Genomic DNA, 19,486 nt, shown 5'->3' on the forward strand with positions numbered 1-19,486 from the left:
AGATATAACGATTTTGGGACAAACTTCTCCGGTTGGAGAGTTTGTCCCTTTTTTTATGTTTTCTCTATGATATTCACTTAAAAGAAGTTCTTAATAAACCAATTAATAAAAGTACACAAAATGTTTAGTGTCGATAGCACTTTACAGTACATACATTTTTGTTGCGTTAAATATAATTCATAATAGCACCAGTAAGAAGAGAGCAAGCTTTACGCTAGTAGATCCAGAAGTATTGAAAGGTCGCACGATAGAGTCACATAATTTCAAAAATATCAATGTGGTAGAAAGCGATTAGGGAGGTTAAATGTATGAGTACTTCAAATTTGAATGAAATAAGTAAACAAATTTTAATAGAAGAGGAGACACTTCAGTTTTCTTCTTTTACAAATGAAGATGCGTTGCAATTAGGCTTATTTATCGTTGAAACAGCGAAGCAAGAGGGGAAAGTGATTGCTGTTGATATAGCCAAAAACGGTGTGCAATTATTTCATTTCAAGATGACAGGGACAACTGAGGAAAATACGAAATGGATTGAACGTAAAAAACGGGTCGTTTCCCTGCATAATCATAGCTCGTATTATATGCAGATACAAAGTGAAATAACTGGCGTCTCATATAATGAAAAATATCTTTTAGATACTTCGGAATATGCTGCGTTTGGTGGATGTTTTCCTGTTCAAATAAAAAACGTAGGGGTAATCGGAATGATAACAGTCTCCGGATTACCACCAGAAGAAGATCATGAATTGGTTATAAGGGCAGTTAAAAATCATTTACAGCAATAATAAAAAGGCAAAAATGAACATGTTTCTGTTCGTTTTTGCCTTTTTATTATTTGGCTACCAGCATTTAATAAACAGACAAAAGTGGAAAATCTTTAATTCGAGATATTTTATATTAATTTCAATAAGTAGGTAGGGTGTAGTAATGCTTTGAATTGCCACTATTAATGTTGGGGACAATTAGAAAGCGACAAATATAAAAAAATAGAAGCTAATAGCTTTTTGCATTGTATAAAACTGTGAATTAGCCTTCTGTACAGTTCATTTTTACCATATTGACAATGACTATACACCACGAGGGGGACTGAAATTGGAATCGATAACCTTTGTTTTATTTGGAGCAACAGGGGACTTAGCTAAAAGAAAAATTTACCCCGCATTATATAACTTATATATAGATCAAAAACTTCCAAAGCAAATATCCGTTATTGGGCTTGGAAGACGTGAAGTATCTCATGAAGATTTTCAAGGAAAAATAAAAGACTCAATAGAAACTTTTTCTCGGAGCAGAGAGGAAGGTGCTCCAAAAATAGAGGATTTTTTAGAGTATTTTCGTTATTGTCCGTTAGATGTGAATAAACCAGAAGATTATAAGAGGTTGTTGCAAGTCGTTCATGAAAGGGAAGAGGAACAAAATATAACAGGGAATAGAATGTTCTATCTTTCAGTTGCTCCTGACTTTTTCGAGACAATAGCATTAAATATTAAGGAAAGCGGACTTGCTAAAACAGATGGATGGAAACGCTTGATGATTGAGAAACCGTTTGGGCACGATCTGAAGTCTGCTCGTGAGCTTAATGATAAGCTTAGTCGAACGTTTGAAGAAGATGAAATATACCGTATTGATCATTATTTAGGTAAACCGATGATTCAAAACATTGAAGCGCTTGAATTTGCAAATCCAGTTCTCCAATCGATTTGGAATAAAGAACATATAGCGAATGTACAAATAACAGCTAGTGAAACGGTTGGGGTTGAAGAAAGAGCAGGATATTATGATCAGGTAGGAGCCATTCGTGATATGGTTCAAAATCATATGTTACAAATATTAATGATGACTGCTATGAACCTTCCGGAAAAGATTAACGCCTCTGAAATTCGAGAGGAAAAACGAAAGGTAATGGAGACTCTTCGTAGAGTGAAAAAAGAAGACGTTCAGAACCATATCGTTCGTGGTCAATACGCTTCAGGTGAGATAAAAGGCGGGCAAGTTGTTGCGTATAGAGAGGAACCAGGAGTAGATCCTTCTTCTAAAACAGATACGTTTGTTGCTGCTCGCTTATGGATCGATAATCCATTTTGGACTGGCGTTCCATTTTATATACGAACAGGCAAAAGAATGAAAGAAAAATCTACTCGTATTGTAATTGAATTTAAAAATACGTTAAAACAACAATATCAAGATACGAATCCAAAGGCAGAGCCTAATTTGTTAATGATTGAAATTAGCCCAAATGAAAATGTTTCACTGCAATTAAATAGTAAAAATCCGTTGAAAAATGGAGAGCTTGAACCGATACGTATTCATTTTACTTGTGAGCAAACAGGAGTGGGCATACCAGAAGCATATGAAAGACTCATTTATGATGCTGTATGTGGAGATTCTACATTCTTTGCCCATTGGAAAGAAGTTGAATTATCATGGGAATGGGTACAGCCAATTCTTGAAGCATTCGAGGAAAACGTATTGCCTCTTTACGAATATGAGTCTGGTTCATATGGACCAGATGAGGCGAATGCCTTATTGCAAGAAAGTGAATTTAAATGGTGGTTAGATGGGGAATTGAAAAAATAAGTACGTTCTTAAATGAAGGTATTTAGAGTGAAGTTTACTATTGAAACATGTGCAGGAGCTGAAGCTAAGGTCATGCATTTACGACAGAAAATGTTGTCTAATACGTAAAAGTTATATAAAAAAAGGTATTCATGATTTTAGTGATATGTATTTATGATAAAGGGTAATTTAAGTGGGAATTATATTATGAAAGTAGGATTAATTGGCTTAGGTAAAATGGGATTGAATTTAGGGAGATATTTAATTAATCATAAACATGAAGTAGCAGTTCTGCGCAATGAATTCGGCGGACATGCAGTCGAGAAGTAATAAAAACCCTAAAATTATAACTCGTTAACGTTTAAAAACTGGAGGGAATTGATCATGAAATTTTTTATTGATACTGCAAATCTTGAGGACATAAAAAAAGCATATAAACTAGGAGTTTTAGCTGGTGTTACAACGAATCCTTCTTTAGTAGCAAAAGAGGGCATTAAGTTTGAAGACCGTATTGCAGAAATTTGTCAGGCAGTACCTAAAGTTGAATCTGTTTCGGCAGAAGTAACGCCAGATGCTGTTACAGCTGAAGAAATGATTGCTCAAGCAGAAGAGCTTATTAAAATAAACGGTGGCGATAAAAACGTCACGATAAAACTTCCGATGACGCTAGCAGGGCTAGAGGCTTGCCGCTACCTTACTGAAAAAGGTGTTAAAACGAACGTTACACTTATTTTCACTGTGAACCAAGCACTTTTAGCTGCTCGAGCAGGTGCAACGTATGTTTCTCCATTTTTAGGTCGCTTAGATGATATTTCTGAAGATGGCGTACTATTAGTTGCTAAAATTGCTGAATTATTCGATATTCATCAATTAGATGCACAAATTATTGCTGCTTCTGTTAGGCACCCAGATCATGTAACTCGTGTAGCGATGGCAGGTGCTCACATTGCAACAATTCCTTATAAAGTAATTGAGCAACTTGCGATGCATCCATTAACAGACCAAGGTATTGAAAAGTTTGCTGCGGATTGGGCAAAAGCGCCTAAGTTATAATGAAGTGAGGCTGCCATTCTTCAAAAAAACACTATAGTTATGAAAAGGACCTCCTTATGAGAGTGAAGTTTGTTAAAACATATCCCTCATAAGAGAGAGTCTTTTTTCGTATATAGTAGGATAATATGGTAAGTTATAAAGAGGGACTCCGACTTTTTAGGATATTTTTTTAATATAAAATAGTTTAAAGCTTTAGTTACGAAGTAGGATGAACAAAAACGATAGGGAGAGAGTTATGAAAATGACTGATAACAAAAAATTTATTGGATATGTTGGAACGTACACGAAAGAAAAAAGCGAAGGAATATATACTTTTACTTTAGACACGGAAGCAAAAAAAATTAGTAATGTAGCACTTGCGGCCAAACTGGATAACCCTACATATGTAACCATTAACCGAAATAATCAATATCTCTATTCTGTTGTAAAAGAAGGAGAAACTGGCGGGATAGCTGCTTATTCGATTGATAGTCATACTGGAGAGCTTAAGGAGAAGAACAGACAAGTAGTAGAAGGTGCGTCTCCTTGTCATATTAGTGTTGATAGTGGAAATCACGTGGTAGTTACAGCAAATTATCATAAAGGAACGATTGAGTCTTTTGAAGTAAATGAAGAAAATGGAACGGTAAGTCCTGCTGCATCTATTATGGCACATGAAGGTTCAGGTCCGAATAAAGAAAGACAAGAAAAACCACATGCACATTACGCGGGATATACTCCTGACGAAAAATATGTGGTGGGTGTCGATTTAGGAATAGATAAATTAATTACATATGAAATGAAAGATAGTACATTAATAGAAGTGAATAGCTTGTCTGTGAATCCAGGAAGTGGTCCAAGACATATTACTTTTCACCCGAATGGAAAGTACGCGTATGTGATGACGGAACTTAGTTCAGAAGTCATTGTGTTAACGTATAATCCTGAAGGAGGATCCTTTACCGAATTGCAGTATATTTCTACCATTCCAGAACAATTCGATGAAAATAGTCAAGGAAGTGCGATTCATATTTCTTCTGACGGTCGCTTTGTATATGCAGCTAATCGAGGTCATAACAGTATTGCTGTATTCAGTGTAGATCAACATTCAGGTCAGCTTACATTTGTTGAACATACATATACAGAAGGAAATTGGCCGAGGGACTTCGTGTTAGATCCTACTGAAAAGTTTCTTGTTGCGACAAATGAAAAGTCGCATAATCTTGTACTATTTTCAAGAGATGAATCTACAGGGAAGTTAACGCTCATCCAATCTGATGTTGTTGTGCCGGAGCCTGTTTGTGTTAAGTTTTTAAATGTTTAAGTTGTGTTGAAGCTGAATGCGTATAGAGATGTCGTTATTTGTTGGTAAGTCGATATATTAAAAAAATCGTTGATATAATTTCATATACCTAGAAAACAATAAAAGCAAAGCGATATCGCTTTGCTTTTATTGTTTCTTTTTCGGTCTACGTACCAATTCGCCCCCGCAGTTTGGACAAACGTTTTTTCTTTCTTCTGTACATGGTGCACAAAATGTACATTCATACACGCAAATGTATGCTTCAGAATCTTGCCCCAGTGATTGATCGCAAATTTGACAGTTTGTTTTCATTTCTAGTGCCATTATAGTTCTCCTTTTAATTTGAATATTTACAATTTAATTATAATTCATCGAATAGAAGCTGTCTTTTTCAATTGAAAGGAAAATGACTGATAAAGTTATGAATTGAGATAAAAAATGCCTGTTTCTATTAAAATTGATTATTTATTGCAGTTAGAATATTATGAAATAGTCAAAAGACAACAGGGGGTATAGATTTTGACTATTCATAACGATCATTTAAAAGCGAACTGCGAAACATGTTTCGGTCTATGTTGTGTGGCGTTACCGTTCGCAGCATCGGTAGATTTTGCAGTGAATAAAGATGGGGGTAAACCGTGTTCCAACTTACAATCAGATTTTAAATGTAGCATACATAAAAATCTGAGAGGGAATGGTTATAAAGGTTGTACAGTATTTGAATGTTTTGGCGCTGGACAGAAAATTTCTCAAGTTACGTTTAAAGGGATTGATTGGCGGAAAGATGCTGAGCATGCAAGGAAAATGTATGATGCTTTTCCGGTTATGCATCAGCTCCATGAAATGCTTTGGTATTTGAATGAGGCTATTCTTTTAAAGGCGACGCAGTCAATTCATAAAAAACTAAGTAGAGCGATGGAAGAGACGGAGCGTCTTTCAAATTTAAATGCGGACGAGTTAATGAAAGTAAATATTCCATTACACCGTGCAGAAGTAAATGTTTTACTTTTAGAAACGAGTGAGCTAGTTTGGAAGGAAATGAATGCCGCGCGTAAGAAGCGAATTAGTCACCGCGGAGCAGACCTTATGGGAGCGAATCTGAAGAAGAAAGATTTGCAAGGAGCGAATTTAAGAGGCGCATATTTAATTGCGGCTAACTTAAATGGTGCAGACTTACGAGGAGCAGATCTCATCGGAGCAGATTTGCGGGATGCAGATATTCGCGGGGCGGACTTTACAAATAGTATTTTTCTTACGCAAGTTCAAATTAATGCAGCGAGAGGGGATACACATACGAAATTACCGAAATTGTTGTCCCGTCCCGCGCATTGGAGTGCGTAAAGAGTATGGAGTGAGCTAGTTTGGATATGTTTCAGTATTTAGAAGAGATGCAAGAGGATATCTTTTCGTTATCAGTAAAGCAAGTGGAAGTGAAGTATTATGGTATTTGCAGCACGTTAGCATCAGGTGCGCACGCCGAGCGAATTAAAATGATTCGATTAGATTCATACGAAAAGAGTGTGGGAAAAGGCTTGAGGGAAACATTAGAAATTGCTGAAAGTGAAGAAGTAAAGGCAATTTATTTTGAGTATGATCTCGATAATGAATGGAATAGTCAGTTTTATATTTGTGAGGAGTATGTTCCGCTTGAAGAAGAGGATGATGATTGGGCTTCTGAATGGACATATGATATTGAGGGACCGAAGGCTATAGAATTAGCGAATCTGTATGATGAGAACGGTTTTGATACAAGCGAAAAGGCAATGGGTATTACTTTATATTTAATTGCAAGAACGGTATGTAGTTTTATAAGTGCATGTAGTGAAGTGCGAAGTAATATACAAATTTGCATTGGTTTTCACGATCAAGACCCAATTATGCGAACAGGCAGAGATTAAAAATCTCTGCCTGTTTTTTTATTTCTTTTCAAGAGTGGTAATTAAAACGCTACATATAATAAGAATACCACCAATGAAAAAGTTGCTATTTAATGTCTCGTTTAAGAGAAACCAACCAAGTAACGATCCAACGATAGGTTGGAAGAAGAAAAATAATGAGCTGATGCTTGCGTCCATTAATTGTAATCCTTTATTCCAAAGGAAAAATGCACCTGCCGTTGAGATGATTCCTAAATAAAGCACACCTAATAATACGTACATGTTCATATGGCTAATAGGATTGGATTGGAATTCCAAAATCATAAAAGGTGTGATGAAAAAGAGTGAAAAGAATATTGCGTACGTTGTAATAACTAGTGATGAAAAGCGGACTGAAGCAATTTTTACATAAATGGATAGTAAAGCCCATGTGATAGCGGCTCCAACTAATATAATTGTACCGATAAAATAGGAGCCAATTTCAATATCCCATCCAATTACGATAATGACACCGATTGTCGCTATGATAGTAGATAGCATTCTACGGGCAGTTAGTTTTTCTTTTAAAATGAGCGCTGCAAATATAACCATAAATGCAGGTGTAGCTGATGTTACTAAAGAGCCTGTATGAGCGTCGGATAGTTTTGTTCCGATGAATTGACATGTGATCGAAATGAAATATCCGATAAATCCAATCCAAGCGAATAGGAGCCAGTCTTTTTTGCGAATGGTTGTTTTTTTCTTTTGTTTTTTCTCAGCTATTTTCAAAATTGCATATAAAACAACAAAAGCGATAATAAAGCGTAGCCAAACGAGTGTAAGCGGTGGGATAAAGTCGAGTACATATTTGCTAACAACATACATACCGCCCCATATACTTGCTGCTAGTGATAAACAGATAGCTCCTAAAATTGTTTGTTTCATTTTCATTACCTCCGTCTATGTTTAGGGTTAGGATACATTCCCTAAGACGAGGCATAGCGCACTTGTTATATGAATGCCCGTCTTAGATTATAGACGGCCTACAGGTTGATCGTTTTCGAATGAAGTGTTGTAGTACATGTATATATCCCCCTTTTAATTTTTATAATGATATTATAACTTAATTTTCAGTTTATTGGGGTATGTATTGTGTGGATCTGATTTTTGAAAATGGAGTAGTACGTTCTAAAAGTAAGGGGGGGTGAGAAGGGAAAAGGTTTCATTAATATATTTCGTTAATTTGATAATCTAATTATTTAGTTGAAATCATAGTTTATAAATGTAAGAGAAAATGTGGGAATTTGTATAAAATGTGAATGATAAACCATCACGTTTGACTGTACAGTTTGTGTGTTGTATGATGATAGTAATATAAACAAGGGGGGAAGATCGTTGGGAAGGTGTATCGAATCGGACAGTTGGCTCTCATGGCTCACGTGTCGAAACGAACGATTGATTATTATACGAATCTAGGTATCTTAAAAGCGGAGCGATCTCAATCTAATTATCGCTATTACGACGAAACAGCATTTGAGACATTACAATTTATTGAGAAGTGCAAAGAAATGCATATGCCGCTTTGTGAGATTAAAGAGAAAATCGAGGAGAAGAAGAAGCTGCTCGGTATCAATGAACACGTTTCGAAACAAGTGAATGAAGTGACAGACCATATTCATCGATTAGAAGCAGAGTTAACGGAGTTAAAGCCGCTTTTAGATGAGTTGACTGATTCACAACGTGAAAAAATATCGAAATCTTTATCTGGTCAAACGACAGCTTTAATACAGACACTTGCTCTATTATTATAGAAAAAGTGAAATCCGACCTCTTTAATTTTTGTATCGGGCTATGTTTTCTCATGAGCACATAAGAAAACATTATAGTATACAGGAGGTGGACACCTTAGTTTTTTAACTAAGGGGATTCATTGGGAATATTTAATTTAGTCATGGTTGCGATTTTAATCGCATTTACTGGATTTTTCGTAGCAGCAGAGTTTGCGATTGTAAAGGTGCGTTCAAGTCGCATTGATCAGCTTGTTGCGGAAGGGAAACGCGGTGCTTTAGCAGCGAAAAAAGTAACATCAAATTTAGATGAATATTTATCAGCTTGTCAATTAGGTATTACGGTTACAGCGATGGGACTAGGTTGGTTAGGTGAACCGACGATAGAAAAATTATTACATCCGTTATTTGAGAAATTGAATTTAAATCCTTCTATTTCATCAGTATTAACGTTTGGTCTTGCATTTATGACGATGACGTACTTGCACGTTGTAGTCGGGGAATTAGCTCCGAAAACGATGGCAATTCAAAAAGCTGAAAAAGTGACATTGTTATTTGCGGGTCCGTTAATGATGTTCTATAAAGTTATGTATCCGTTTATTTGGGTGTTGAATAATTCTGCTCGTGTAGTAACTGGTTTATTCGGTTTGAAGCCAGCTTCTGAACATGAAGTAGCTCATTCAGAAGAAGAGTTACGTCTTATTCTTTCAGAGAGTTACGAAAGTGGAGAAATTAATCAAGCTGAATACAAGTATGTAAATAACATCTTTGAATTTGATAATCGTATTGCGAAAGAAATCATGGTACCGCGTACGGAAATCGTTGGTTTCTATCTTGAAGATTCAGTAGAAGAGCACATGAAAGTAATCCAAAATGAACGATACACACGTTATCCGATTTTTGGAGAAGATAAAGATGATATTATCGGTATGGTCAATGTAAAAGATTTCTTTATTCGATATATGAACAATGATAAAGAAGATTTATCATCGATTCGCACGTATATGCGTCCGATTATTGAAGTGATGGAAACGACTCCGATTCATGATTTATTACTGCAAATGCAGAAGAAGCGAATTCCGATGGCTGTTTTATATGATGAGTACGGAGGAACAGCTGGAATTGTAACGCTTGAAGACATATTGGAGGAAATCGTCGGCGAAATTCGTGACGAATATGATGAAGATGAAGCACCACCAATTCAACATGTGAACGAGCAACATATCATTGTTGATGGGAAAGTACTTATTTCAGAAGTGACAGATTTATTTGGATTACACATTGAAGAAGATGATGTGGATACAATCGGTGGCTGGATTATGATGCAAAATCATGAAATTGAAGAAGGACAACACGTTGAGGCGGAAGGTTATGAATTTAAAGTGTTAGAAAAAGACGCTTACCAAATTAAACGTGTTGAAATTCGTAAAATGGAACAAGAACAAGAAGAAGAGAAAGCAGCAACTGTGTAAGTTGCTGCTTTTCTTCTGAAATATAAAAAATGTGAGATTAGGAGCGGATATTTTGATTCAAGCAGCCTTACGTGTATATCGATTACAATTGTATGTGATCTTTAGTGGTTTACTACTTATGTGGACGATTACTCCGTTTGGAAAACAAGTAACAGGATTTGGTATCGGATTAGCTGTAAGCGCATATTGCCTTTGGTTATTAGCTCGCAGAGTGGAGAAACTTGGGAAAAGTATCGTAATGAAAGAAAAGGCTCCTGGATTAGGAGTTTTAAACCGGTTTGCAGCTGCTATATTAGGGGCTATCATTATGTATGAAATTGAGCATGAAATGGAAATGTGGGCATTTGGTACAGGTATTTTAGGTGGTCACTTTTTAATGATTGTGAATTTAGCTTATGCAAATATGCAGTTAGTGAAAGAAGAAGAGAAGCGAAGAGAGAAGGCTTCGAAAAACATAGAGCTATGATAAAGGGGCCTAATGGAGGTTCCTTTTTTGATTTTAAGAAAGTAATCATAACTAAACGACAAATATAATACGCTTCTTTTTTTCGTTTTTCAATAGTATGAAAAATAATAAAAAAAAATTTAAAAACCCATCGATTTCTAAAGCTTATGTATGTTATTATGACAAAAGACTTTTGGAAAGAGGTGGATACCAATGTTACAAGCTCTACTTATTTTTGTGCTTCAAATTATTTATGTTCCTATATTAACAATCCGTACGATTTTGCTTGTAAAGAATCAAACAAGATCCGCTGCTGGTGTAGGATTGTTAGAAGGTGCTATTTACATTGTCAGTTTAGGTATTGTGTTTCAGGATTTATCAAATTGGATGAACATTGTCGCCTATGTCATCGGCTTTAGTGCGGGACTATTATTAGGCGGTTATATAGAGAATAAATTAGCGATTGGATATATTACGTATCAAGTTAGTTTACTAGACCGTTGTAATGAATTAGTAGATGAATTACGACATTCTGGATTTGGCGTTACAGTATTTGAAGGTGAAGGTATTAATTCTATTCGTTATCGTTTAGATATCGTCGCAAAACGCTCTAGAGAGAAAGAACTTTTAGAAATTATTAATGAAATTGCACCGAAAGCGTTTATGTCTTCGTATGAAATTCGTTCATTTAAAGGTGGATATTTAACGAAAGCGATGAAGAAGAGAGCGTTGTTGAAGAAGAAAGATCATCATGCATCGTAAGAAAAGGGAATGGTGCAGCTTTAAAATTCAGTTTAATCAAGGCGCACTATGATCTTATATTTAAATGTAAAAGAGAGGAATCTATTTTGAAAAAGATTCCTCTCTTTTTTATAAGAAGATCTCTCAGATAATCTGAGAAATCTTTAAAATATGTATAATTATTTTTTACTGGCAACATAAATAAAGGTTACTTTATTTTCATTAATGCCCTCGGTCTTCATTTCAAATTGATTAACTTTTGTTGTAATCGTTAGTGTTAATAATTTAATATTGCCGTTTCCAGTTTCTAAAGAATCTCCTGTGAAAAAAGTTGTAGTTCGTCAGATACAGAAATAGACATACAAAAAACGCCATCCTTTCCTATGATTCTACAGAAAGAATAACGTATTTTTTCATTTTGAGGATATTTCTTTTTATTAGTTTGATAGCGATGGGGTTCGTCCTCACAAGGCAAGCTAGCATTCTAGCTAAAATGCTAGCTCTAAATCAAAAAATAAGAATAAGACTAATAAATATTTAATTTATATTTTTTTAATCTCATTTTCATAATCATCAAGTTCCATATCTGTCATTACATATGAGGAGGAATCCTCTTTTATAAACCGTACCGCATTTAGTCCGATCATCTGAGCAGCGGCTGACGGCTGACCGTCCGGTAAAAGAGGCGAAATAGACAGGTCGGCAACCTTAAGATTTTGTGTACCAAACACATTAAGGAATCCATCGACAACCCCTTCTTGAATCGTCTGTCCCATCCGACACTGCCCGCCTATAGAGAAGTTCGTGTAAGCGGCTTTGACATAATTCTCAAGCTGACGTTGTTTGTTAGGATCGTTGTCAGGTAGCTGGAATATACTCTCGGGAGGATAAACAACTTTCCCGATGCCGTTATTTGGGTATTTCAGTGGATCTCTAGCTTCTACAATAATATTATAAATTCTCTTATATTGATCGACCATATACGTTAGGTCATTGGGATTTTCTAACGGATGAAAGTCAAGGGATGGATAAGCCTCTGGATCGCTATGCTCCACTAGCACTGTCCCTCTGCTTTTTGTATTCACGTCTATAATACCGAAACTCATGATACTTGGAGTGGTTTGGAAAGTTAAATCAAAACTCCAACCATTGCTGATTACATCTGAAGCAGGGAGAAAAAATGGGATAGGAGCCCCTATCAATTGGAGACGACGACTTTCTAGTAGATTCAGTGGATTCTCTGCTTGGAAAGCACCTAGGATTAGTGGATAGTTTGGATCAGCAAAAAATATCGGAAGAAGTTGAGGGGTATCTATCTCGACTCCCAATCCAACATAACCTTGAATTTGAAGATTGTGACCAACATGTGGACTCTCTATCAATGTTGATATACCTGCTTTAGCCAAATCATCCGATTTACCGATTCCTGAACGTTGTAGAATGAGTGAAGAAAAGAATCCTGCAGAGACGATAATGCCTTTTCTTGCAAACTTTCTATGTGAAACGCCATCCTTGACAAATTCAACACCAACCGCAATGTTCAATCCATCTTTTTTCTTAAATAAGATTTTGTTAACGGTTGTTTTAGTTAAAATAACCAACTTTCTTCCATCAACTCCAAATTCATCTGAATTGGACTGGTTTCCTTGGCTGACAACATGGTCATTTAAATACCCTGTTGCGGTTGAGGATCGGACAAATTCACCGGGGCTAACCTCTTTTTGAATAATTTGCGTTTGATGAAATGTACAATCCCTTATGCCGGTATTATAGTCCGTAGCAATCGGTGTTCCCAATACAGTGTTTGTTGCTTGAACTAGCGTATTGATCAATCCATTAGGGGGGATACTCTGTTGCCTAATAAAAATCGGCCCTTGTGTTCCCCGTTCACTAGGGTCTTGTGTTGATCCTGTATAGGTTTCATTTTTTATGAACAAGGAGCTAATATTATCATAACTCCATTGATTACCAATAAGGCTTGCCCAATGGTTATACAACTCTTTACTCCCACGTACGGCGTACATGTCACTAATTTCTGAGCTTCCCCCTATGGTGCGACCATTTGTTGCAATAAGTGTACGTGAAATAGTTGGCTCTAGTTCAGAAGTAACATTAAAACTAAACCTGTTACCACGGGTTGTATTAATGGCGGCAATAACGCTAGGGTTACTTAGCTCATTCGTCATATTTGTTCCTGCTTCAAGCACTAGTACAGAAGTACTTTTGTCATCCGTTAATTCTTTGGCAATTACCCCTCCAGCAGTTCCAGCACCAATCACGATATAATCAAATTTGGTAGGGTCAGGGGTTATCGGCTCTGGAATGGCGCAAGGAAATGCACAAGGAAATAATGAATAAGGAAATGCACAGGGATTGAAACAATCTCTATTTTTTGATGGCATAAATAATCAAGCTCCTTTTTTGGCATTTAGTATATTAAATGTAAAAAAGAAGTTGTCTCTTGTACCAGTGTCATTACTTTTAAAAATAATGTATGTTCTATACATGTAAGGTTATAGGGGGATTTTGATTCTTTAGGTTGGTGAGCATGGGATATCGCCAGCATTGCGAACAACCTAACAATAGAAACTATCCCATCACCATTAAGTTAACGGTGCTAAAAGGGGATATGTGAGAGTTGTTTTTTAAAACTTCTACGATTGTACTAAAGATGGGCATAACAAATAAACCTTAACGTAGGTTGTATATTAGTGAGTTAGCTACACTCCGTTAATTAATAAATAAAAATATGTAATTTTATTTATTAATTATAAACAAAGTGTTATTATTTTATTCTGAATATTAATCCTAATAAGAACTGTTATAAACACAAAAATAATTAAATCCACAAAAGGATAGTCTTAACATCGGAGGGATATTAAGTTGGTTTTTGAATTGTTTATCAAGGGAATAATCATTGGCATTAGTATAGCTGCTCCTGTCGGACCTATTGGAGTTTTATGCATAAGACGTACACTTGAGTACGGAAAATTTATTGGTTTTATTTCGGGTTTAGGCGCAGCAACAGCTGATGGTCTGTATGGAATGATTGCTGGACTCGGTTTAACAGTTGTAACTAATTTTTTAGTTGAACAACAAGGTTGGATTCATTTTATTGGTGGTGTGTTTTTACTATATCTAGGACTGAAAATTTTCATTTCAAAACCGTCAAAAACATCAGCTAAAGCCAATGGTAATACTGTTTTTGGAGCATATGCTTCTACCTTTTTTTTAACCATTACAAATCCGGTAACCATTTTATCTTTCTTAGCCATTTTTTCTGGGTTAGGAATTTCTAATCCAAATGATGATACTATGACTGAATTGTCTGTAGTATTAGGAGTTTTTTTAGGTTCTACATTATGGTGGTTAACTCTCAGTAGTGTAACTGGAATATTGAAGAATCGAATAAAAAACTTTCCTTTCAATATTGTAAATCGTGTTTCTGGATTAATTATATTAATGTTTGGTTTATGGTCTATGTACAATTTATCGAAAGGATTTTTTAGTTAAAATAGAGTAGATAAGCTAGAATGGTGCCAACGACGTTTATTAAGGTGAGAAAGTAATGTACTAAGAAGAAGCCAATTGCAAAAGCTGCGTAGTCAATCCATCTTATTTGATGAGTTGTTATTTTAGGGTATATTATAATAAAAGATGATTAATAGTTAGATAGGAAGTGTTTATTTGATAGTATACACAGTAAAACCTCTTCATATATATAGGAAAATGCGAGACGACGGTTTTTATAAGGGTAATGAAAAATATGTTTGGCCAGAATTTAAATCTTCGTATGCTTGGATGATGGGACAGATGAAGGAAAGGCTTCCTAATTATGATGGTTCAACTTATCCTGTATGGCTTTGGCATAAAAGACCAGATCAGAACCGACCAGGGATGCTACCTAAAGGTCAAAAAGGTGTTATCATTGCATTAGACATACCGGAAGAGGATATTCTTTGGTCATGTTTTGATTCTTGGCATTATGTTTTAAACAAATGGCTATTAACTCAAACAGAAGAAGAGTATAACCAATTAGAAGAAGTTTATTCTGAAGAAGAAATGATATCTTCATGGTCCAATATTTTTGATTTTGATTGGTTAAAAAACTCAGAAGAAGATTGGCTTAGATTTGATCCAGATTGGATTCAGGGCGTAACACCACGTATTGAAATGAAAAACGTAATTAAAGTAAATCGGTTTATTGCTAAATAGAGGAGAGGGTTGACACTACAGTGACCTCTTTAAAAGGGGCAACTAAGCAACCTGAGTTCTATATTCATATGGGCTCAGGTGATTTGCTTTCTTTTGAAACCTTTGATGATTATAAAAATGTCTATATTTGTGTACGGCAAGTTTAAATGTAGTGAGGATATTATAAAAGAATAGGAAACAAAAAAGACAAGGAAACAAAAAAGACAAGGAACGTCTTTATAGACACACCTTGCCTTTTTTGTTTTAAATAAATAGTGTTTTATCTTTTCGGTTGAAAAATATGCTGAAAGAAGTATTTGTGATGTAAGTTATCTACAACTTTATTTGCTTGATATGTGCGGTGTTGTTCGAGTCGAAGTCTTTGTTCCATCATTTTTATTGCGTGATCAGATAAACGTAACATAATGCATATCTCCTTTTCTATAAATATAGTCGTCTATTCGGTATCGATTCCATATTTATAATTAAGGAGGCAAAATGTGTAACATAGGCAAAGAGCACCTTCCTCTCCCATTACGCTTACGAGGTTAGCTGTCGGACTCGGGAAGTGAGAGTTTCCCTACTTAAAAAAGATTCGCCCCAAGTAGCATAGCTACAAAAATGGTTCCCCCGCTCCAAATTTTGGATTCAGCAAAAGGTTATATAAGGTAAAAAATAACATAAATAAACGAATGAGTCAAACTATTTTATTTTTTCTGTCTTTTTTTAAGTTGTGTAAGTACTAGACCATCAGGGAGTTCTGTATTTGTTACTTCAATGAAGCCGTGTTTTTTATATAATGCGATAGCGGGAGTATTTGCTTTTCCTGTTTGTACAATATATGTCATGGAAGAAGGGAACATGTTAAAAATATAAAGTAGTAGTTTCGTTGCGATTCCTTTTTGAAAAAAATCGGGCGATACAACGAGTCGGTGAATATCAATTAGATTTTCTTCGTGTATAAAAGAAATAAAGCCGACAAGTTTATTTTCAGAAAAATATCCATAGAATGTTTCACCGCAACTTTGAATATCGTTTACAGTATCATATAAACGAGGGATTGCGGTACTGTTTATATAGTCCGCTTCAATTGTATAAGCTGGTATTTGAACTTGTAAAATAGATGTTGCTACTTCATAAGAATGGGAAAGTAATTTATGAATCATAAAATATGAATCCTCCTTCAGAATAGTTATATCGATATAATTGATTGTTGGATAAGTTTGACAATGTTTTTCTGTTTTGCATATAATATATGTATCTCCATACGTAAAATAGTAGTAGGTATATTTCTATAGTGAAATATGATTAGTATTGATAAATACATATTTTTGTATTGAATCATACAACTATAATAGAAATGGAGGGCTAAAAATGGGATGGATTATCACATTAATAGTTGGTGCTATTATAGGTGCAATTGCTAGTTCTATAACGGGTAAAAATTTCCCAGGTGGTATGTTCGGCAATATTATCGCAGGCTTATTAGGTGCTTCGGTAGGCAGTAGATTATTTGGATCTTTTGGGCCATCATTTGGTGGGATTCATGTCGTGCCAGCATTATTAGGAGCAATCGTTTTAATTCTTATTGTATCATTTGTAGTGAAAGCTGCAAGGAAATAGAGATATAGATTATGATGAAAAGCCCTGATTAAGGGCTTTTCATCATTCAAAGAGGTGGTTTCATTGGATAAAGAAAATGTAAGAAAAAGAGATAAGTTGAAAAAGTTTTTTAGAGAACAAAATTATTTAGCGGTGTTACTTGGATTTGCATTATTGTTCATTAACATATTATTGCTAACAAAAATCTCCTTTGTATTTACCCCGTTTATTGTCTTTTTAAAAACAATTTTCTTCCCAGTATTATTGGCGGGCGTACTATTTTATATTTTACATCCATTCGTTTCACTTTTAGAAAAGAAAGGTGTTTCAAGAATCGTATCAATAGCTTCTATATATATAATAGTACTAGGATTATTTGTATTTTTAGTAGTAACAGTAATCCCGATTATTAAAGATCAAATTGATGCGTTAATACGTAACTTACCATATTTCGGTCATGAAATTGAACGTGCGGCACGTAGATTTGGGGAAAGTAATGTACTCGGTAAAATTCAAGAGAATTTAAATATAGATGTGGCAAACATGGTAAAAGACTACACAGTTGATTTTACAAAGTCATTATCATCAGTAACTGGGAATGTAACGGGATTTTTGAGTACTGTTACAGAGGTTGTGTTAACATTTGTAATGGTTCCGTTTATATTGTTCTATCTTTTAAAAGATGGTGAGCAATTACCGAATCACTTTTTGAAGTTTATTTCAGAACAAAGACGACCAGCAGCGAAGAACATACTAGATGATATGCATTATGCGATTAGCTCGTATATTAGAGGCCAAATTATCGTTAGCTTATTTATCGGTATTATGCTATTAATCGGTTACCTTATTATCGGTATTAAATATGCAGTACTACTTGCTATTTTAGCGATGATTGTAAATATCGTTCCGTACGTAGGGCCAGTTATTGCAATTACACCAGCTTTAATTATCGCATTTATTGACTCGCCAGCAATGGTTTTAAAAGTAATTATCGTTATGATGGTTGTACAATTAGCAGAAGGGAAATTTATTTCTCCGCAAGTTATGGGGAAAAAGCTAGATATTCACCCAATTACTATCATTTTTATTATTTTAACTGCCGGCAATTTATTTGGAATTATGGGGGTTATTTTAGCAATTCCAGGGTATGCGATATTAAAAGTTTTAGTTACGCATGGTTATAGATTTGTTAAGTTGAATACGTGAAAAAAAGAGCTAAAACAGTGGGAACTGTTTTAGCTCTTTTTTATTAACAATTCATTTGCATATTGGCGCGCCCATTGGTCCGCTTCTAATATAGCATCTAGTGAAGGATCTTTTACGTTATGATGAGCTTCAACTGTTTTGTAAATTGTTTTTTCAATATCGAAAAAGGCAATTTTATTTTTTAAGAATAGTGCATTCGCAATTTCATTTGCTGCATTTAATACAGCGGGAGTAGTACCACCGATTTTGCCACATTCATATGCGTATTGTAGACAAGGGAACTTCTCTAAATCTGGTTTTTCAAAATGTAAACTACCGATTTCTAATAAATTTAATTTTTCATAGGAAGAAGGTAGCCGAGTAGGATAGTGAAACGCATATTGAATCGGCATTCTCATATCAGGAGCACCGAGCTGTGCCATAACTGATCCATCAATAAATTCTACTAAAGAATGAATGATACTTTCTTTATGAATCATTACATCAATTTTTTCATATGGAATATCAAATAGCCATCTCGCTTCCATTACTTCAAAGCCTTTATTCATTAATGTGGCAGAATCAATCGTTAGTTTTGCACCCATTAACCAGTTTGGATGTTTTAAAGCGTCCTTAGCTTGTAATGTTTGCATTTCTTCACGTGTTTTATCACGAAAAGCACCACCGGAAGCTGTTACAATTAACTTCTCAATCTCTTTATTATTTTCGCCGTTTAAACATTGGAAAATAGCTGAATGCTCACTATCTACTGGAATTAAGCGACATCTGTTTTGTTTCGCTAGTTCAGTTACGATATGTCCAGCTGCAACCAAAGTTTCTTTATTAGCGATAGCGATATCTTTCTTCGCTTTTAATGCTTCAATTGTTGGGAGTAATCCTGAAACACCGACAACAGAGCTTAATACAAGATTTGAATCAGGGTGAGTAGCTACTGCAATTAAGCCATCAGTCCCGTGTATGATTTTTGTATTTGCTGAAATACGCGTACGAAGCTTGTCTGCTAAGTCTTTTGTCGCAACGCTTACAATACGAGGTTGAAACGTTTTGATTTGTTGCTCAAGAAGATCGATATTATAATTTGCGGTTAAACCGACGATTTTAAAATGTTCAGGATGAGCTGAAACGACATCTAATGCAGATGTGCCGATGGATCCTGTTGAACCTAAAATTGATATATATTTTACCATGAAAAAACCTCCAAAGTTGTTTCGAATATTTCTGCAAACCTATATAACATTAGACAATTGAAGTGGAAATTCCTGCTATATAAAATAGAAAATTAGGGTTTGTTT

Annotated in this window: 22 protein-coding genes and 1 riboswitch; of the genes, 15 read left to right on the forward strand and 7 right to left on the reverse strand. The window is 35.1% G+C overall.

Annotated features, from left to right (window positions below; translation table 11 throughout):
* Positions 1-308: 308 nt before the first annotated feature.
* The 5 genes from ACQKNI_RS00730 to ACQKNI_RS00750 all read left to right on the forward strand — a co-directional run bounded on the left by ACQKNI_RS00730 (position 309) and on the right by ACQKNI_RS00750 (position 4,912).
* The gene (locus ACQKNI_RS00730; RefSeq protein ID WP_088229759.1) at positions 309-785 is read left to right on the forward strand and encodes a heme-degrading domain-containing protein; all 477 of its coding nucleotides are present in this window, start codon (positions 309-311) and stop codon (positions 783-785) included.
* Positions 786-1,092: 307 nt separating this feature from the next.
* Entirely contained in the window at positions 1,093-2,577 is a 1,485-nt protein-coding gene (zwf, locus tag ACQKNI_RS00735) for a glucose-6-phosphate dehydrogenase (protein WP_088229758.1), read from the forward strand.
* Between the two features lie 186 nt (positions 2,578-2,763).
* Positions 2,764-2,886 (forward strand): NAD(P)-binding domain-containing protein, encoded by a 123-nt coding sequence (locus tag ACQKNI_RS00740; protein ID WP_260985581.1) that lies wholly within the window; start codon positions 2,764-2,766, stop codon positions 2,884-2,886.
* A gap of 54 nt (positions 2,887-2,940) precedes the next feature.
* Entirely contained in the window at positions 2,941-3,609 is a 669-nt protein-coding gene (gene fsa, locus ACQKNI_RS00745) for a fructose-6-phosphate aldolase (RefSeq protein WP_088229757.1), read from the forward strand.
* Positions 3,610-3,850: 241 nt separating this feature from the next.
* Positions 3,851-4,912: a lactonase family protein gene (locus tag ACQKNI_RS00750; RefSeq protein WP_141552195.1), complete on the forward strand. Its 1,062-nt coding sequence runs from the start codon at positions 3,851-3,853 to the stop codon at positions 4,910-4,912.
* Positions 4,913-5,038: 126 nt separating this feature from the next.
* Here the strand turns inward: ACQKNI_RS00750 and ACQKNI_RS00755 are convergent, their stop codons facing one another.
* A complete protein-coding gene (locus ACQKNI_RS00755; protein ID WP_088229755.1) occupies positions 5,039-5,215 on the reverse strand; it encodes a DUF1272 domain-containing protein in 177 nt (58 codons plus the stop codon).
* A gap of 195 nt (positions 5,216-5,410) precedes the next feature.
* Between ACQKNI_RS00755 and ACQKNI_RS00760 the strand changes: the two genes are divergently transcribed.
* Together ACQKNI_RS00760 and ACQKNI_RS00765 are read left to right on the forward strand one after the other, a co-directional pair.
* On the forward strand, positions 5,411-6,232 hold the full coding sequence (locus tag ACQKNI_RS00760; RefSeq protein WP_088229754.1) for a pentapeptide repeat-containing protein: 822 nt from the start codon (positions 5,411-5,413) through the stop codon (positions 6,230-6,232).
* A gap of 20 nt (positions 6,233-6,252) precedes the next feature.
* The gene (locus ACQKNI_RS00765) at positions 6,253-6,789 is read left to right on the forward strand and encodes a hypothetical protein (protein ID WP_427282103.1); all 537 of its coding nucleotides are present in this window, start codon (positions 6,253-6,255) and stop codon (positions 6,787-6,789) included.
* A gap of 18 nt (positions 6,790-6,807) precedes the next feature.
* Here ACQKNI_RS00765 and ACQKNI_RS00770 read toward each other — a convergent pair whose 3' ends face one another.
* On the reverse strand, positions 6,808-7,692 hold the full coding sequence (locus ACQKNI_RS00770) for a DMT family transporter (RefSeq protein ID WP_098253161.1): 885 nt from the start codon (positions 7,690-7,692) through the stop codon (positions 6,808-6,810).
* Positions 7,693-8,150: 458 nt separating this feature from the next.
* On the opposite strand from ACQKNI_RS00770, the gene ACQKNI_RS00775 reads away from it, so the two are divergent.
* The 4 genes from ACQKNI_RS00775 to ACQKNI_RS00790 all read left to right on the forward strand — a co-directional run bounded on the left by ACQKNI_RS00775 (position 8,151) and on the right by ACQKNI_RS00790 (position 11,213).
* Entirely contained in the window at positions 8,151-8,558 is a 408-nt protein-coding gene (locus ACQKNI_RS00775; protein WP_025149265.1) for a MerR family transcriptional regulator, read from the forward strand.
* 119 nt (positions 8,559-8,677) lie between these two features.
* The gene (locus ACQKNI_RS00780; RefSeq protein ID WP_088229751.1) at positions 8,678-10,006 is read left to right on the forward strand and encodes a hemolysin family protein; all 1,329 of its coding nucleotides are present in this window, start codon (positions 8,678-8,680) and stop codon (positions 10,004-10,006) included.
* Positions 10,007-10,058: 52 nt separating this feature from the next.
* Positions 10,059-10,472 (forward strand): ATP synthase subunit I, encoded by a 414-nt coding sequence (locus ACQKNI_RS00785; protein ID WP_088229750.1) that lies wholly within the window; start codon positions 10,059-10,061, stop codon positions 10,470-10,472.
* A 192-nt stretch (positions 10,473-10,664) separates the two neighbouring features.
* Positions 10,665-11,213 (forward strand): DUF2179 domain-containing protein, encoded by a 549-nt coding sequence (locus tag ACQKNI_RS00790; protein ID WP_088229749.1) that lies wholly within the window; start codon positions 10,665-10,667, stop codon positions 11,211-11,213.
* Between the two features lie 521 nt (positions 11,214-11,734).
* Here the strand turns inward: ACQKNI_RS00790 and ACQKNI_RS00795 are convergent.
* Positions 11,735-13,594, reverse strand: coding sequence for a GMC family oxidoreductase (locus tag ACQKNI_RS00795; protein ID WP_098883071.1), 1,860 nt, complete (start codon positions 13,592-13,594; stop codon positions 11,735-11,737).
* A 481-nt stretch (positions 13,595-14,075) separates the two neighbouring features.
* Between ACQKNI_RS00795 and ACQKNI_RS00800 the strand changes: the two genes are divergently transcribed.
* Together ACQKNI_RS00800 and ACQKNI_RS00805 are read left to right on the forward strand one after the other, a co-directional pair.
* The gene (locus tag ACQKNI_RS00800) at positions 14,076-14,705 is read left to right on the forward strand and encodes a LysE family translocator (RefSeq protein WP_088229747.1); all 630 of its coding nucleotides are present in this window, start codon (positions 14,076-14,078) and stop codon (positions 14,703-14,705) included.
* A gap of 174 nt (positions 14,706-14,879) precedes the next feature.
* Positions 14,880-15,407: a DUF3841 domain-containing protein gene (locus ACQKNI_RS00805; RefSeq protein WP_098356795.1), complete on the forward strand. Its 528-nt coding sequence runs from the start codon at positions 14,880-14,882 to the stop codon at positions 15,405-15,407.
* A 42-nt stretch (positions 15,408-15,449) separates the two neighbouring features.
* On the opposite strand, the gene ACQKNI_RS00810 is transcribed toward ACQKNI_RS00805, so the two are convergent.
* From ACQKNI_RS00810 to ACQKNI_RS00820, 3 genes are all read right to left on the reverse strand, one after another.
* Positions 15,450-15,614, reverse strand: coding sequence for an IS3 family transposase (locus ACQKNI_RS00810; protein WP_088229745.1), 165 nt, complete (start codon positions 15,612-15,614; stop codon positions 15,450-15,452).
* A gap of 52 nt (positions 15,615-15,666) precedes the next feature.
* Positions 15,667-15,810 carry a hypothetical protein gene (locus ACQKNI_RS00815; RefSeq protein ID WP_000945246.1) on the reverse strand — a complete coding sequence of 48 codons (144 nt, stop codon included), beginning with the start codon at positions 15,808-15,810 and terminating at the stop codon, positions 15,667-15,669.
* A gap of 97 nt (positions 15,811-15,907) precedes the next feature.
* Positions 15,908-16,050, reverse strand: a riboswitch (cyclic di-AMP (ydaO/yuaA leader).
* A gap of 43 nt (positions 16,051-16,093) precedes the next feature.
* Positions 16,094-16,552 (reverse strand): GNAT family N-acetyltransferase, encoded by a 459-nt coding sequence (locus ACQKNI_RS00820; protein ID WP_088229744.1) that lies wholly within the window; start codon positions 16,550-16,552, stop codon positions 16,094-16,096.
* A 208-nt stretch (positions 16,553-16,760) separates the two neighbouring features.
* Here ACQKNI_RS00820 and ACQKNI_RS00825 point away from each other — a divergent pair, with 208 nt between their 5' ends.
* Together ACQKNI_RS00825 and ACQKNI_RS00830 are read left to right on the forward strand one after the other, a co-directional pair.
* The gene (locus ACQKNI_RS00825; RefSeq protein WP_088229743.1) at positions 16,761-17,009 is read left to right on the forward strand and encodes a GlsB/YeaQ/YmgE family stress response membrane protein; all 249 of its coding nucleotides are present in this window, start codon (positions 16,761-16,763) and stop codon (positions 17,007-17,009) included.
* Positions 17,010-17,072: 63 nt separating this feature from the next.
* Entirely contained in the window at positions 17,073-18,194 is a 1,122-nt protein-coding gene (locus ACQKNI_RS00830) for an AI-2E family transporter (protein ID WP_140417287.1), read from the forward strand.
* A gap of 29 nt (positions 18,195-18,223) precedes the next feature.
* On the opposite strand, the gene ACQKNI_RS00835 is transcribed toward ACQKNI_RS00830, so the two are convergent.
* On the reverse strand, positions 18,224-19,381 hold the full coding sequence (locus ACQKNI_RS00835; protein WP_088229741.1) for a 1-deoxy-D-xylulose-5-phosphate reductoisomerase: 1,158 nt from the start codon (positions 19,379-19,381) through the stop codon (positions 18,224-18,226).
* Positions 19,382-19,486: the final 105 nt, after the last annotated feature.

Origin of the sequence: Bacillus sp. NPDC094064 (assembly GCF_050279585.1) — a bacterium.
Classification (GTDB): domain Bacteria; phylum Bacillota; class Bacilli; order Bacillales; family Bacillaceae_G; genus Bacillus_A.